This window comes from Chryseobacterium sp. JJR-5R (assembly GCF_034047335.1).
In the GTDB taxonomy this organism is placed as follows: Bacteria; Bacteroidota; Bacteroidia; order Flavobacteriales; family Weeksellaceae; genus Chryseobacterium.
Window position 1 is genome coordinate 1363276 of record NZ_CP139137.1, and the last position, 13457, is coordinate 1376732.

Sequence of the window (13457 nt, forward strand, 5' to 3'; positions counted from 1 at the left end):
AACTATTCATTCTCATTGTTTAATTAGCACCAAAATCCACCTCCGCAGGCATAATTGTGGCAACTTGTACCTCCGGTTGAGGATGGACACATTCCATAGCCGTAACTTCCATCGTCATTAGCATGGCATCATTTCCATCCGTCACAAGGAGCAGCCAATGCTCCGCTTACTGATTTCATTTGGTTTCTTGAAAGTTTTTTCAAATTTTTCATGGTAATATTGTTTTTAGTTTTCCTACTCTGTTTAAGCTTTCCGAATTCCGCTTATTCAATTCCTAAGGTAGTGAATTTTTGATATGATTTTAATTTTATTTAAAAAATATTTAAAAAATTATTTTTATAATGTATTGTTAGGTAGTGTAATAGATGTTGTAGATAGAATAATTGGCGAATCCATCAAGCATTAATTATTCATTTATAGAAATATTTTTTAAAAGAGTAATGATTGCTAAAATTACATAACTCTATATTTTTCTCAATTAAACAACCGCCTAAACTCCCCCGGCGACTGGTTCGTTTTCTGCTTAAACAGCTTACTGAAAGACTGCGGATGCTCAAACCCCAGTTCGTAAGCAATCTCACTTACCGAAAGATTTGTAGTGCTCAGGCGTTCCTTTGCCGTGTCAATAATTTTATTCTGGATGTGCTGTTGGGTATTTTGCTGCGTATGGATGCGCAGTAAAGTACCGAGGTAATTGGAGGAAATATTCATTTGGGCGGCAATGGTTTTCACGGAAGGAATGCCGCTTTCAATGAGGTTTCCGTTTGTAAAATATCCGTCCAGGACTTCTTCAAATTTATCCAGCAGCTCATGGCTGGATTTTTTCCGGGTAAGGAACTGGCGTTCGTAAAAACGTTCGGCGTAAATAAGGAACAGTTCAAGCTGGGCGACAATCAACTCCTGTGTGAATTTGTCCATATTGTTCCGGTATTCCCTTTCAATATTTTTAAAAAGGTCTACGATGATTTTCTCTTCCTTGTCAGAAAGGAAAAGCGCTTCATTGATCTGGTAGCTGAAAAATTCGTACGATTTTATTTTTTTGATCAGGGAAGTGCCCCAAAGAAAATCCGGGTGGATCAGCAGTAAATAACCGGTTGGTTTTACCTCCACATCGGGTTTCATTTCAAGGCTCAGAAACTGAAGCGGTGATACAAAACAAAGTACGCCGGAGTCAAAATCATATTCCTGCTGGCCGTAATTGAACCTGGCATTGACGTTCCGTTTCAGTCCGATGGAATAAAAATTCTGGATCCATTTCAGCTCGGTGTCATTATCAGTGGGATAACTGATCTGGCTGTAATCGATCAGGCTGATCAGCGGATGTTCCGGGCCCGGGAGATTGCTGAACGTGTGGAAATCAGATAAAGAATTAAAACGGAATGCCTGTTTCATGATGACGAAGTTAGATATTTTTCTAAAAAATACAAGGTAAAATGTGCTCGTAATTTGAGCCATACTGTAATTGTGATTCAGTAACATGCAGTGTTAAGAAAATCAACTCTGTTAACATTAAAAATTCTGCTGTTTAAATGCGGATCAATATTTTACCGAAGCAGAAATATAAAAACCGCACGGGTTTTGAAATCTTTAAATAACAGAGTTCATGTAGTGAAAGTTTCCGGTCCTGATTCTGGTTTCTTTTGTGTTAAGACAGAAGAAAAATGATTAGATGACCGTAAACAACGTCAGGCTTTCCCATCTGTCGGCATCGCCTTTCATCGTTTCAAATTTTTTATCCAGAAACTCGGATGCGCCGCTTCCCAGCAGGAAATGAACAGGCGAATGTTGCGCTTTGCTGATTTCGATGATGGCTTCTGCGCCTTTTTCCGGATCATTGGGCTGGTTACCGTTGATTTCATCCAGGTGAGCCTGTTCAGAATTTCTTGCGGCTTCATATTCTTCAATCACATTCTGAGGCGTCCTCACAGATTCTTTGCTTAAGAAATCGGTCCTGAAGTATCCCGGATATACTACGGTAGCCTTTACTCCGAAGTCTTTGATTTCCTCTGCCAACGATTCCGTAAGTCCGGCAACCGCGAATTTTGTCGCACAGTAAATTCCCCAGCCCGGAAAGTTCCCGGAGTAGCCTCCGATCGAAGAAATATTGAAAATATGACCTGATCTCTGCTTGCGAAGATAAGGCATCGCATTTCTGATCACATTCAGCGTCCCGAAAACATTGATATCGAAATTGGCTCTGGCTTCTTCATCCGAAAGCTCTTCCAGCGTCCCGATCTGCCCGTATCCCGCATTGTTGACTATTACATCGAGCTGTCCGAAATGTTCAATGCTTTTTTCGATTGCTGATTTTACATTTTCAGGATCTGTTAAACTGACTTCAAGCGGTAAGAAATCTTCCGATTGCTCTCCGATTTCCAAACGCAAAGACTGGATAGTTCTGCTTGTTGCCACTACCCGGTAACCTTGTCCCAAGAGTTTTTTTACCAAAGCCAATCCTAAACCTTTTGAAGCTCCTGTTACGAACCATACTTTTTTTGTTTCCATTTTTAAAATATTTTTTGTTTAATTGATGGTACAAAGATGGGAAGACAAATAGCGGAAAAAGTAGCCCGATCCGCGAATGATGTATCCGGATCGTGAATATTGATTACAAGGAAGGATCGTACTTCAGGTCTATGATGGAATCGTCTTTCACGGTAAGGCAGAAACTGTATCCGTTGTTGTAATAATCAGCTATAAGAATTTCAGTATGAATGGTATTTTCAAGGTCAATATCAATCATGACATCCCAGACTTCAAGGCCGTTGAACCAGTCAGGGTCCGTTTTTTCAGGCTTATAACCTGTATCGGCGGTCCTGTAGAATTCCGTCAGTTCTTTTTTGATTCCGGCAAGCCATTCAAAATGGAAGATGAGTTTCATCATCAAAAATTCATCAGGCTGATTTTCTGAAAAGACATTTATCCATTCCGTTATTACATTTTTATTACATACAATAATGTTCTTAACAGAATCGGAAAAAGCAATCTGATACGTGGTACGATTATCATTACCATTACTATTGTGATCCCGCAACGTTTTAAGGTCATCCAAAGAAAGCAGACTTATCTTTTTGGGGCTTGCTGCTTCGCGAAGGTCGCGGTAGACTTTTGCTGTTCTGAACGGAGAAGAGTTCTCTTTTCTGATTTCCTGAAGGAGCTTTAAAGACCTTTCTTGTTCTCTTTTCCGGGGTGAACGGACAGGGGATTCATCTGATTCTAAAATTCTTTCAGCTTCATGATGGGAGCCTAAAAGATGGAGGGTTTTCGCAAGAATATACTGTTCCTGGTGTGACCTGTTCTTTTTACGTAATTCATACAGCAGGTCAAACAATTTATTGATGCTTTCCGCAGATGCACCGGATTTTTCAAACTCCAGAATAAGTGTAGTGAAATAAGGAACCGGTTCTTTCATAGGGTTTTATTCAGTATAATGCAGTTACTGTCCCGTGTCCGGTCAATTTATCGCCTTCATAAAAATCAAAATCCATACCTTCATAAATTGTTGCGGTAAGCTGTTCCGGATTGAGCAGTGTAATGTCTGCATGTACACTGTCACCGGGAAAAACCAGTTCCGTTCCGGCGAATTTCTGTATGCCTGTAAACAGTTTCTCATCAAACGGGAATTTGAATCCGGGTCTGTCTCCCGATGAAACCGGTGCCGTTTTTCCTCCTTCTTCCGTAGACGTATAGGTAAGCAGTGCCGTAAAATGTGGTTTTGTTTTCATGTTAAGGATTTCAATTTTATTCGTCACAGCTTATTATGGCCTGTTTATCCATGAAGCCACACGAATTAAGATTAAAGATAATAAAATTAGTTTTTATACACGTAATCCCGGTTTTATTTTACTGAATTGATTTCACTTCACTTCACAATATAATTTTGTAACCGTCATTTTTACCGTTGTAACAATTGATGGTATTTTTATTTTTCAGGTTTAAATTAACAGATGATCTGAAGCAATAAGAAGATTGATTGCTGTTTGGTGAAAAGAGACTTAAAAGCGGTATTGAAGTGTTTACGTTAACCGTATGTTTTTCCTGATCCTGCTGAGTGACTGCTGCGTAATCCCGAGATAGGAAGCAATATAGGAAAGCGGGACCCGGTTGGCCAGGCCCGGATAGTTTTCCAGAAACTCCAGGTAACGGGTAGTGGCGTCCTGCGAAACAAGCGGACTGATCCTTTCCACCTTTCTTACTAAAGCCCTGGAAGTTACTTTCTGCATCAGGCTGTCCCAGATCATGACGGTACCGGAAATTTCTTCCCAGTTTTTTTTCGGAAAAGTAATAATCCTGCAGTCAGTAACCGCCTGCAGATAGGAAGTGGCAGGAACCTCATGATCAAAACTGGCTTTGCAGATCACCATATTGTTTTCTTCTACGAAATATTTGGTGATTTCCTCGCCTCTGCTGTTGTAATAATAGTTCCGGAGAATACCTTCAGTCATAAATCCGCTCTGCCTCACCACTTTTCCTGCTTCCGCAAAATAAGCATCCTTTCTAAGCTCTGTTTCAATGGCATTTCCGGTAATAAAGCTGATCTGCTGTTCGTTCAGGTCACCGAATTTCAGCAGATAGTCAATAAACTCTTTCATTCCTGCAATATACATTTTCCTGATTTCTGAATCTTTATCATTTGGTAAAAAATAAAGAGAAACCCGGGAGTTTCTCTTTGCTGATTCGTTGAAATTTATTCTTACCAGGGACTGATTCCGGTTTCATCCTCAATATCATGGCTGTAGAACTGTCCGGTCGGTGCATTTTCATCCGTTACAGTGTGCTTAATAATGAATGACGCGGCACTTTCTACGGAACCCGGCCCGCTGTGGTGGTTGAAATCCGTTGCGGTATAGCCGGGATCAATGGCGTTTACTTTAAAAGGCGAGTCTCTCAGTTCGTACGCCAGAACAATGGTGTAGGCATTTAGAGCTGATTTGGAAGGTCCGTAAGCTGCATTTTTCACATGGTAATATTTCCATTCCGGATCGCTGTGCAACGTCAGTGAACCCAGTCCGGAGGTAATATTGCTGATTCTCGGGCTGTCTGATTTTTTAAGCAGGCTTAGGAAAGCCCGGGTAACGCTGATCACTCCGAAAAAATTGGTCTCAAAAACTTCTTTGATACCGTCTACCGGAGTTTCAGCAGCTGTTTGCGGCTGTACTCCCAGGATCCCGGCATTGTTGATCAGGATATCCAGTTTGCCCTGTTCTTTTTCAATCCTGTTTTTTGCGGCTGAAATTGATTCCGGACGGGTAACATCAATTTCAATGGCTTTGATATTTTGGAATCCTTTCTCATGTAATTCATTTACCGCTTTTTCACCATTCTCAAGGCTGCGGCTTCCCAGGTATATGAACAGTCCCTGTTCTGAAAGTTGTTTTGCGGTTTCAAGGCCGATGCTTCTGTTGGCTCCTGTAATTAATACTGTTTTCATACTTTTTTTAATTGATGGTGTAAAATTCCGGCAATTAAACAGGATAACATTTGCCATTTGGCAAAAAGCGGCGAAAAATTATTAATTATATTTAAAATTCAGTCTGAAAACTTAAGTTCAGGATTATCTGCAAATTGATTTATGGCCAAAAAATCATGCGATTATTTGGTATCTGAAATCCAAAATTTTTCAACCTATTTAATATTTTTCCTGATTCTGCTTAAAGAAGACTGTGTGACGCCCAGGTAGGAAGCAACATAGGAAAGCGGAATACGGTTGACCGCAGTAGGGTAGACCTTCAGGAATTTCAGGTATCTCGTGGTGGCATCTTCCGAAACAAGCGGACTCCTTCTCTCCACCTTCTGCATCAGGGCCCTTGATATAATTTTATGGACAATCGCATCAAAACCGACAATGGTCTGTAAGAGTTCCTGCCAGTCTTTCTTCTGGAAAACAATCATTCTGCAATCGGTAACCGCCTGGACATAGACTGTGGAAGAAATTCCGTTATCGAAGCTTTCAAGGTCTACCACCAGGTTATTTTCTTCAATAAAATATTTGGTGATCTCTTCACTTTTATTGTTGTAATAGCAGACACGCAAAATGCCTTCTGTATTAAAGCCTACCTGCCGCGCGATTTTTCCGGCTTCAGAAAAATACGCGTCTTTGGGAAACTCAAGTATTGTGGCTTTAGCGGCAATAAATTCCATCTGCTGCGGGTTGAGGTTCCCAAACCTTAAAATGAAATCAAACAGTTCTTTCATGGGTGCAAGATAAGTAAACCCGGCTTTTTATCATTTGCCATTTGGTAAATATTTTTATGGATCCAGTGTATTATTATAAGGTACTGTGCAGTATGACAGGCCTGTTTTTTTGATCATTGCAATACTTACTAATCCAGCCGGTCCCGTGAAATCAATAATACCATCCCTGCGGATGGTATTATTGATCAATTATTTTTTAATGATGTATTTTAATTCATACAGTGGGAATTTAGCTTTGATATATTTTATTTTATCGTAATGCTCATATTCGGGACAACAATGTCCCCGGTAGAACCTGAATAGCGCTGTGCGAATATCTCAATATAATCATTGTTGACGAGTTCCGTAGTTCCGTTGATAGGCAGTACAACAATATCATTAACGGCAGATCCGCGGCCGTATACTTTGTACTGGTTCAGGACAGTGCCGTTTTTGGCAATATAAATAATGTATGTTCCTGCAGCCGGAACCTGGAATGAAACGGACCCTGAGATCTGGAAGATTCTTTTCTTTTTCCCCAGATATTTCAGCCTGTTGGGTACACCGTCCGTTGAAAAACGGAATAGGTTGGATGAAGTGGAAACGGAACTTGCACTACCTATTTTTACGATATTGCTGGGGTTGGCCGTATTGAAACTGACCCCGATTCCTGTTCCTACTGCGTAATCTACCGCAAAGTCGCCCACTGCATTCGCGTCTGTTTCAGTAGGGATTCCGGCAGCCCTTACCGTCCAGCTGTTGTTAAAATTATATCCGGCATAGGTTCCTGTCGTATAAGCCCTTACATAGCCTGAAGTATTGGTTCCTGTAAAGACAACAGATTCCATAACCGCATCCCCCGTGATGGTAAGACCAGCAGCAGAAACGTCAAAACCGATGGCAGAACCGTTTACCTGACTGAAGCCGCCCTGTTTTTCAACCAGCGTAAAAGTTCCTGTTAATCTTTCATAAGTCCCTGTATTATTCCCAAACCAACCCATATTGCTCAGTAGCAGCTGTGTGATATTATTGTAGGTAATACCGTTGGTGTTGCCTGAAAACTGGATGATGCTTGAGAATACCAGCCCGAATCCCGAAATATTACCCACGCTGTTGGAATTGGAAACAATGCAGTCTCTGAAAATAAGGTTTTGGGTGGATGCACCGTTAAGATTAAAAACACTGCCGCCGGGAGCGCTCAGTGATAAACTCCTGAGACTTCCGCCTGCAGCCCCTTCGAAAATATTACCGGAAGCCCGGGTAATGATGTCATTTTCGGTATCCAGGCCCTGGATGTATGAATTATTCATATCAATCGGGAAATCAAAACTGATCTGTCCGTTGATTTCATACAAGGTATTGGAATTCATGACGTACCTGGATCCGCCTCCGGCAGCAAGCTCGGCAGCCAGCACCGTAGCCAGTACATCTGTGGAGCGTATGCGCTTAAAATTCAGCCTTCCGCTTACACCGCTTGCAATGGGGGACCATGATGCGGAGGTGCTGACATAATAAGAGAACTGTTTTAATGTTGTATCATATACCATCAGGCCGTCTGCCGGCGAAGGTATGGCGTTACGCTGGGCTGTAGTCATTCTCGGAGCAAGCATGCCGCGGGTAGTAGAGGCTATGTCAAGCACAGAACTTGGGTCCGGTGTTGTTGTTCCGATTCCCACCTGGGCGTTTGCGATGAAGGCAAGGAAAAGTAATGCCAGAGAAAATAATCTTTTAGGGTTATAAATAACAGAAAGGTTTACCATAATATAAGAATTAATAATTAGTGATTTACAGCTGTTAATAAGAATTATCTGATTGGATTTTTATTTTATATTGCGGCAAATATAATAACTCATTATATGGTGGTTTATGATTCTAATCATAAGTGTTTGAATAATAGTAGTTTGATTGTTTTTTTATAGAATGTTAGCTGATGCAGATGTAAGAAAACGCCTTACGCAGGGACATTACTGCATTCTTACCGGCTCTTGATCCCGAACCGGATAACCTTATTTACTGCCATTATGTGTTGTGTTTGAATTGGTATGGGAAATTTGTAAAAATCTTAAATCGAATTTTAGATTTGACAGATTAAATGCAGACAGAAAGCATGCGCGATCATCATCTGCAAAAAGATCATTTGTGAAATAATTTTCAAATAGGTTCCGGGAACATATGCAGAAACAAATATTTCCTGTCAGGAAATTGAAAGAAGTATGATTTAAACGTCTTTTATAAAATCTTCATACTCATAATAGAACCTTTCAAAACCGTCCATTTTTTCCAGGAAAAACGCAAAGGTCTGCGGCCATGTATTTTTGTTGAAAATGGAAACACCGTATTGTTCCACCCAGATCCTGCTGATGGTTTTTCCGTTTTCCAGTGTAAAATATTCATCCTTCTGAAATTCCCCGACGTAGTCTTTCAGGATGTCTTCCAGCGACCAGATTTTCTCGTAATAGGCATTCCGGAAAACTTCATCTTTCATTTCGATATCCAGAGAAACCTCTGCTTTTTTATTATCTGCGTAAAATTTGAACGACATATCCTTGATTTTCGTGTCATACAGAATCCATTTCCTCGGGAAAGACTTTCCGAAAGCCGTCCAGAATTCTTTTTTTAACTGCTGTGCTTCCTGTTTACTGAACATAGGACAAATATAGTGATTTAGGCGAAAAAATTAACTGATTATCCCCGTCCGTAACTTCCGTTCTACTTTTTTTATCTTACCGTGAATCACTGTCATATCTCAAACAATTTTCTTACTTTTGTTGAAATGCTGTCTAAAAAATCCCAATACGCTTTTAAAGCGCTGTCATACCTTGTAGAAAAGAGAAATGACGGCCCTGTTCTTATTTCAGAAATTGCAGACCGCAAGAAAGTCCCTTTGAAGTTTTTAGAGAATATCCTGCTCGAACTTAAAAAAGCAGATATCCTGGATAGTAAAAAGGGGAAGGGCGGCGGCTACCTGTTAAAACAAAACCCTGAAAATGTAACGCTGGCAAGGATTATCCGGCTGGTAAACGGGCCTATTGCCCTGCTTCCCTGTGTAAGCCTGAACTTTTACGAGAAATGTGAAGACTGCAATGAAGATCACTGCGGTCTGCATGATGTACTGATTGAGGTACGGGATGCCTCGCTCGGTATCTTAGAAAGCAAAAACCTCATGGACCTGGTAGATTAATTCTGCATGGGCTTAAATAATAGTCTACTCATTTGGTAGGCTAATTATTTTGTCAGATATTTGCATCACTTCAAATGAATAAATTATGATTTCAAAAGAAGATGCAGCCATATTGGAACAGCTTCCGGCCGAAGAGGGGCTTAGATTTGTATCGTCCAGATTGCCGGAAGGCGCTGTTTTCTCTACATCGCTTGGCCAGGAAGATCAGGTAATTACCGATATGATTTTCAGGGCATCCCTGCCTGTAAAGGTTTTTACATTGGATACGGGGAGGCTTTTCAATGAACATTATCAGTTGCTTGCCCAAAACAATTCAAGATATAAAGTAAAAACAGAAGTTTATTTTCCTGATGCTTCAGAGGTGGAAGCCTATGTTAATGAGAAAGGCATCAACGCATTCTATCAATCTGTAGAAAACAGGAAACAGTGTTGTTTTATCCGGAAGGTTAAACCTTTAAACCGGGCACTTGCCCATGCCGGCATATGGATTACAGGGCTGCGTTCAGAACAGTCGGAGAACCGCGAGCAGATGCCGATGGTTGAATGGGATGAAGAACGGCAGCTGTACAAATACAATCCACTGCTGCACTGGAGCTATGAGGATGTTCTGGATTACCTGAAACAGCACAGCGTACAGGAATTACCTCTGCACAGAAAAGGTTTTATCAGTGTGGGATGCCAGCCCTGTACCAGAGCGATCAACGAAGGGGAAAATCCCCGCGCCGGGCGCTGGTGGTGGGAAAACTCGCATAAAGAATGCGGACTGCATACCCATTAATTCTAAAATTTCAAATAATGATTACCCATAAACTAGACTATCTGGACCAGCTGGAAGCAGAAAGTATTTATATGATGCGTGAAGTGGCGGCTCAGTTTGAAAAGCCGGCCCTGCTGTTCAGCGGCGGGAAAGATTCCATTACCTTAGTCCATCTGGCCATCAAAGCGTTTGCGCCTATGAAAATCCCGTTTCCTCTGGTGCATATTGACACGGGGCATAATTTTCCGGAAGCCCTGACATTCAGGGATCATTTAGCAGAAAATATCAATGCAGACCTTGTTGTACGAAAAGTTGAAGATACGATAAAGGCCAGAAACCTGACGGAGCCTAAAGGAAAATTTCCTTCCAGGAACTGGCTGCAGACCCACACGCTGTTGGATACCATTGAAGAATTCGGGTTTGATGCCTGCATCGGCGGTGCCAGGAGGGATGAGGAAAAAGCAAGGGCCAAGGAACGGTTTTTCTCTGTCCGTGACGAATTCGGGCAGTGGGATCCGAAGCTGCAGCGGCCTGAACTCTGGAATATCTACAACGGAAGAATCAGCAAAGGGGAAAATGTACGTGTATTCCCGATTTCCAACTGGACAGAGCTTGATGTATGGAATTATATTAAAAAGGAAAACATTGAACTTCCCCCGATTTACTTTTCGCATGACCGGGATGTGATCGAATTTGAAGGCCAGCTGATTGCCGTTTCAGATTTTATCAATATCGATGATCATGATACGGTTGTGAATAAAAAAGTCCGTTACAGAACTGTCGGAGACATGACCTGCACGGCTGCCGTTGAAAGTTCGGCGGCAACATTGGATGAGGTGGTCAGTGAGATTATGGCTTCAAGGATTTCAGAAAGAGGGGAAACCCGGATTGATGACAAAGTGACGGAAGCCGCCATGGAAGACCGGAAAAAAGGGGGATATTTTTAATTATAATGATAAAATATAATTGATTAATGAGCTCAGATATACACAAAGAAGAAATAATTCATCATCGATCAATTATCATTAATACAACAAACATGGACATATTAAGATTTATCACTGCGGGAAGCGTAGATGACGGGAAAAGCACCCTGATCGGAAGGCTTCTCTATGACAGTAAAAATATATTGATAGACCAGCTTGAAACATTGGAGAAACAGTCTAAAAACCGGAATGAAAACGGGATAGACCTTGCCATTGTAACAGACGGGCTCAGGGCCGAGCGGGAACAGGGGATTACCATTGATGTGGCCTACCGGTATTTTTCTACCCCGAAAAGGAAGTTTATTATTGCCGATGCGCCGGGTCATATCCAGTACACCCGGAATATGGTAACCGGGGCTTCCAATTCGAAGCTGATGGTTATCCTGATTGATGCAAGGCAGGGCGTCATAGAGCAGACCCGCAGGCATTCAATTATTGCTTCTCTGCTGCGGATCCCCCACATAGCAGTAGCGGTGAACAAGATGGACCTGGTAGATTATTCTGAGGAAATCTTTAACGATATAAAGGCCCAGTATGATCTGGTGGCTAAGAAGCTGGGGCTGGAAAACATCAGCTATTTCCCGATTTCAGCATTTCACGGCGACCATATCGTGGAACGGTCAGGCCATATGCCCTGGTATAAGGGTGAAGTATTGCTGGATTTCCTTGAAAATGTCAGCATCCATGCAGACCGGGATTTTGAAAGCCCGAGATTTCAGGTGCAGTACGTTATCCGCCCGCAGACTGATGAGCTGCATGATTACAGAGGCTATGCAGGAGAAGTGATCTCAGGGATTTACCGGAAAGGTGATGCCGTTACGGTGCTTCCCCAAAATATCCGGACCCGGATTTCAAAGATCGAAACGGGAGGCCGGGAAACGGAGTCCGTATTTGCCGGCCAGCCCGCCGTTTTGCATACCGAAGATGATATTGACATCAGCCGGGGTGATTTCTTAGTACAGTCCGGAAGCCTTCCGAAGGTTGAAAATGAGATTGAAGCGGTTGTCTGCTGGCTGGACAGTAAAAGTCTGAACGAAGGCAATAAATATTTTATCCAGCATAAAAGCAGGATCCTAAAAGCCGTTGTAAAGCAGATAGAATATAAAATTGATGTCAATACCCTGGAAAAAATAGCGGTTTCAGACAGCATCGGGCTCAATGAAGTGGTGAAAGTCCGCCTTAAAACAGCTTCTCCGCTGGTCTTCGACCGTTTTGAAGACCATAAAAATACGGGGAATGCTATTCTGATTGATGAAACCAGCCATTCGACTGTTGGGGCGGTCATGATTTTATAATCCGGACCATTATATAGTATTAAAAAAACCGGAAAGAAATATCAAAACTAATATTCATTTATAAGATCAGTATCAATTCATACTGTTTTTAACAACTCAAATAACATAATAGGATAATGGTGATTTCTAAAAAAGTTCAGTTCAGGATTAATTTGTTTTTTATTACGGCAGCAGTATTGCTGGTTGCCGTGTTTTCTATGTACCAATTAGGGTATCTGGATGAGCTGTTTACTGTTCTGGCAAAGGATAACCATATCTTCTACTGGATGCTGCTGGTAGGTGTTCTGGCTGAAATTGTGGCCGGTTCCATGGGGATGGGCTACGGGGTAATATGCACCACAACGCTTTTATTCCTGAATATTCCGCCGCATGCCGTAAGCGCAAGCATTCATTCCGCAGAGAGTTTTACCACGGCTGCAGGAAGCCTGAGCCATATCAGATTAAAAAACGTAAGTAAGAGTCTGGTGAAAAGACTGGCAATACCGGCCGTGATAGGGGCGGTCATCGGGGCGGTATCTTTGACCTATCTCGGGGAATATTATTCCAAAATAACCAAAACGCTCATTTCTTTTTACACCTTATACTTAGGCATTCAGATCCTTTCCAATGCATTTAAGACCATGCAGGATAAAAAAATGAAGAAGAAAACCAACCTGACGAGGCTGGGGCTGATCGGAGGTTTCATTGATTCTTTTGCCGGAGGCGGATGGGGACCGCTGGTGACGGGAACCTTAATTAAAAACTCCTTTACCCCGCGGTTTGCTGTCGGCAGCTCTACAGTGGCAAAATTTATTTTAACCTTAACGGCTGCCGTTACCTTTATGTTTACCCTGGGGATCCAGCACTGGAATATTATCCTGGGGCTTCTGCTCGGCGGAATCGTTACCGCACCGTTTTCTGCCATGCTCACGGCAAAGCTTCCTGTAAAAGGGATGTTTATTCTGATAGGAACCTTGGTGATTGTAATGAGCTCGATAACGATTTATAAATCTGTATTTTAGTATTTAATTTGCTGTCGTGTATAAAAATACAGGGACAGAATAGATCTTTGGTTTTGAAAATAT

15 protein-coding genes are annotated in these 13457 nt (G+C 41.8%); 5 read left to right on the forward strand and 10 right to left on the reverse strand.

Features of this window, described 5'->3' with window-relative positions; translation table 11 throughout:
* Nucleotides 1-128: 128 nt before the first annotated feature.
* The 10 genes from SD427_RS19060 to SD427_RS06305 all read right to left on the reverse strand — a co-directional run bounded on the left by SD427_RS19060 (nt 129) and on the right by SD427_RS06305 (nt 8821).
* Nucleotides 129-212 (reverse strand): bacteriocin-like protein, encoded by an 84-nt coding sequence (locus SD427_RS19060; protein WP_414017721.1) that lies wholly within the window; start codon nt 210-212, stop codon nt 129-131.
* 262 nt (nt 213-474) lie between these two features.
* Nucleotides 475-1392 (reverse strand): helix-turn-helix transcriptional regulator, encoded by a 918-nt coding sequence (locus tag SD427_RS06265; RefSeq protein WP_320560421.1) that lies wholly within the window; start codon nt 1390-1392, stop codon nt 475-477.
* A 273-nt stretch (nt 1393-1665) separates the two neighbouring features.
* Nucleotides 1666-2505, reverse strand: coding sequence for an SDR family NAD(P)-dependent oxidoreductase (locus SD427_RS06270; RefSeq protein ID WP_320560422.1), 840 nt, complete (start codon nt 2503-2505; stop codon nt 1666-1668).
* A 103-nt stretch (nt 2506-2608) separates the two neighbouring features.
* A complete protein-coding gene (locus SD427_RS06275) occupies nt 2609-3412 on the reverse strand; it encodes a hypothetical protein (protein WP_320560423.1) in 804 nt (267 codons plus the stop codon).
* A 10-nt stretch (nt 3413-3422) separates the two neighbouring features.
* Nucleotides 3423-3725, reverse strand: a complete 303-nt coding sequence (locus SD427_RS06280) for a hypothetical protein (protein WP_320560424.1) — start codon at nt 3723-3725, stop codon at nt 3423-3425.
* 291 nt (nt 3726-4016) lie between these two features.
* Entirely contained in the window at nt 4017-4607 is a 591-nt protein-coding gene (locus SD427_RS06285) for a Crp/Fnr family transcriptional regulator (RefSeq protein ID WP_320560425.1), read from the reverse strand.
* Nucleotides 4608-4693: 86 nt separating this feature from the next.
* Complete coding sequence (locus SD427_RS06290) at nt 4694-5431, reverse strand: SDR family oxidoreductase (RefSeq protein WP_320560426.1); 738 nt, start codon at nt 5429-5431, stop codon at nt 4694-4696.
* 194 nt (nt 5432-5625) lie between these two features.
* On the reverse strand, nt 5626-6195 hold the full coding sequence (locus tag SD427_RS06295) for a Crp/Fnr family transcriptional regulator (protein ID WP_320560427.1): 570 nt from the start codon (nt 6193-6195) through the stop codon (nt 5626-5628).
* A gap of 245 nt (nt 6196-6440) precedes the next feature.
* Nucleotides 6441-7934: a hypothetical protein gene (locus SD427_RS06300; protein ID WP_320560428.1), complete on the reverse strand. Its 1494-nt coding sequence runs from the start codon at nt 7932-7934 to the stop codon at nt 6441-6443.
* Nucleotides 7935-8392: 458 nt separating this feature from the next.
* Entirely contained in the window at nt 8393-8821 is a 429-nt protein-coding gene (locus tag SD427_RS06305) for a DUF4268 domain-containing protein (RefSeq protein WP_320560429.1), read from the reverse strand.
* 126 nt (nt 8822-8947) lie between these two features.
* On the opposite strand from SD427_RS06305, the gene SD427_RS06310 reads away from it, so the two are divergent.
* The 5 genes from SD427_RS06310 (at nt 8948) to SD427_RS06330 (ending at nt 13394) form a co-directional block, all read left to right on the forward strand.
* Entirely contained in the window at nt 8948-9355 is a 408-nt protein-coding gene (locus SD427_RS06310; protein ID WP_056221567.1) for an RrF2 family transcriptional regulator, read from the forward strand.
* 85 nt (nt 9356-9440) lie between these two features.
* On the forward strand, nt 9441-10133 hold the full coding sequence (locus SD427_RS06315) for a phosphoadenylyl-sulfate reductase (RefSeq protein ID WP_320560430.1): 693 nt from the start codon (nt 9441-9443) through the stop codon (nt 10131-10133).
* A 17-nt stretch (nt 10134-10150) separates the two neighbouring features.
* A complete protein-coding gene (cysD, locus tag SD427_RS06320; RefSeq protein ID WP_320560431.1) occupies nt 10151-11059 on the forward strand; it encodes a sulfate adenylyltransferase subunit CysD in 909 nt (302 codons plus the stop codon).
* A 92-nt stretch (nt 11060-11151) separates the two neighbouring features.
* Nucleotides 11152-12393, forward strand: coding sequence for a sulfate adenylyltransferase subunit 1 (locus SD427_RS06325; protein WP_320560432.1), 1242 nt, complete (start codon nt 11152-11154; stop codon nt 12391-12393).
* Between the two features lie 116 nt (nt 12394-12509).
* Nucleotides 12510-13394 carry a sulfite exporter TauE/SafE family protein gene (locus SD427_RS06330; RefSeq protein WP_320560433.1) on the forward strand — a complete coding sequence of 295 codons (885 nt, stop codon included), beginning with the start codon at nt 12510-12512 and terminating at the stop codon, nt 13392-13394.
* The last annotated feature ends 63 nt before the right edge of the window (nt 13395-13457 follow it).

What these genes read in the sequence shown, in the direction of transcription:
- SD427_RS06330 (WP_320560433.1), top strand. Translation starts at nt 12,510, where the DNA reads ATGGTGATTTCTAAAAAAGTTCAGTTCAGGATTAATTTGTTTTTTATT.
- SD427_RS06295 (WP_320560427.1), bottom strand. Translation starts at nt 6,195, where the DNA reads ATGAAAGAACTGTTTGATTTCATTTTAAGGTTTGGGAACCTCAACCCG.
- SD427_RS06275 (WP_320560423.1), bottom strand. Translation starts at nt 3,412, where the DNA reads ATGAAAGAACCGGTTCCTTATTTCACTACACTTATTCTGGAGTTTGAA.
- SD427_RS06265 (WP_320560421.1), bottom strand. Translation starts at nt 1,392, where the DNA reads ATGAAACAGGCATTCCGTTTTAATTCTTTATCTGATTTCCACACGTTC.
- SD427_RS06280 (WP_320560424.1), bottom strand. Translation starts at nt 3,725, where the DNA reads ATGAAAACAAAACCACATTTTACGGCACTGCTTACCTATACGTCTACG.
- SD427_RS06315 (WP_320560430.1), top strand. Translation starts at nt 9,441, where the DNA reads ATGATTTCAAAAGAAGATGCAGCCATATTGGAACAGCTTCCGGCCGAA.
- cysD (WP_320560431.1), top strand. Translation starts at nt 10,151, where the DNA reads ATGATTACCCATAAACTAGACTATCTGGACCAGCTGGAAGCAGAAAGT.
- SD427_RS06305 (WP_320560429.1), bottom strand. Translation starts at nt 8,821, where the DNA reads ATGTTCAGTAAACAGGAAGCACAGCAGTTAAAAAAAGAATTCTGGACG.
- SD427_RS06310 (WP_056221567.1), top strand. Translation starts at nt 8,948, where the DNA reads ATGCTGTCTAAAAAATCCCAATACGCTTTTAAAGCGCTGTCATACCTT.
- SD427_RS06290 (WP_320560426.1), bottom strand. Translation starts at nt 5,431, where the DNA reads ATGAAAACAGTATTAATTACAGGAGCCAACAGAAGCATCGGCCTTGAA.
- SD427_RS19060 (WP_414017721.1), bottom strand. Translation starts at nt 212, where the DNA reads ATGAAAAATTTGAAAAAACTTTCAAGAAACCAAATGAAATCAGTAAGC.
- SD427_RS06285 (WP_320560425.1), bottom strand. Translation starts at nt 4,607, where the DNA reads ATGTATATTGCAGGAATGAAAGAGTTTATTGACTATCTGCTGAAATTC.
- SD427_RS06270 (WP_320560422.1), bottom strand. Translation starts at nt 2,505, where the DNA reads ATGGAAACAAAAAAAGTATGGTTCGTAACAGGAGCTTCAAAAGGTTTA.
- SD427_RS06325 (WP_320560432.1), top strand. Translation starts at nt 11,152, where the DNA reads ATGGACATATTAAGATTTATCACTGCGGGAAGCGTAGATGACGGGAAA.
- SD427_RS06300 (WP_320560428.1), bottom strand. Translation starts at nt 7,934, where the DNA reads ATGGTAAACCTTTCTGTTATTTATAACCCTAAAAGATTATTTTCTCTG.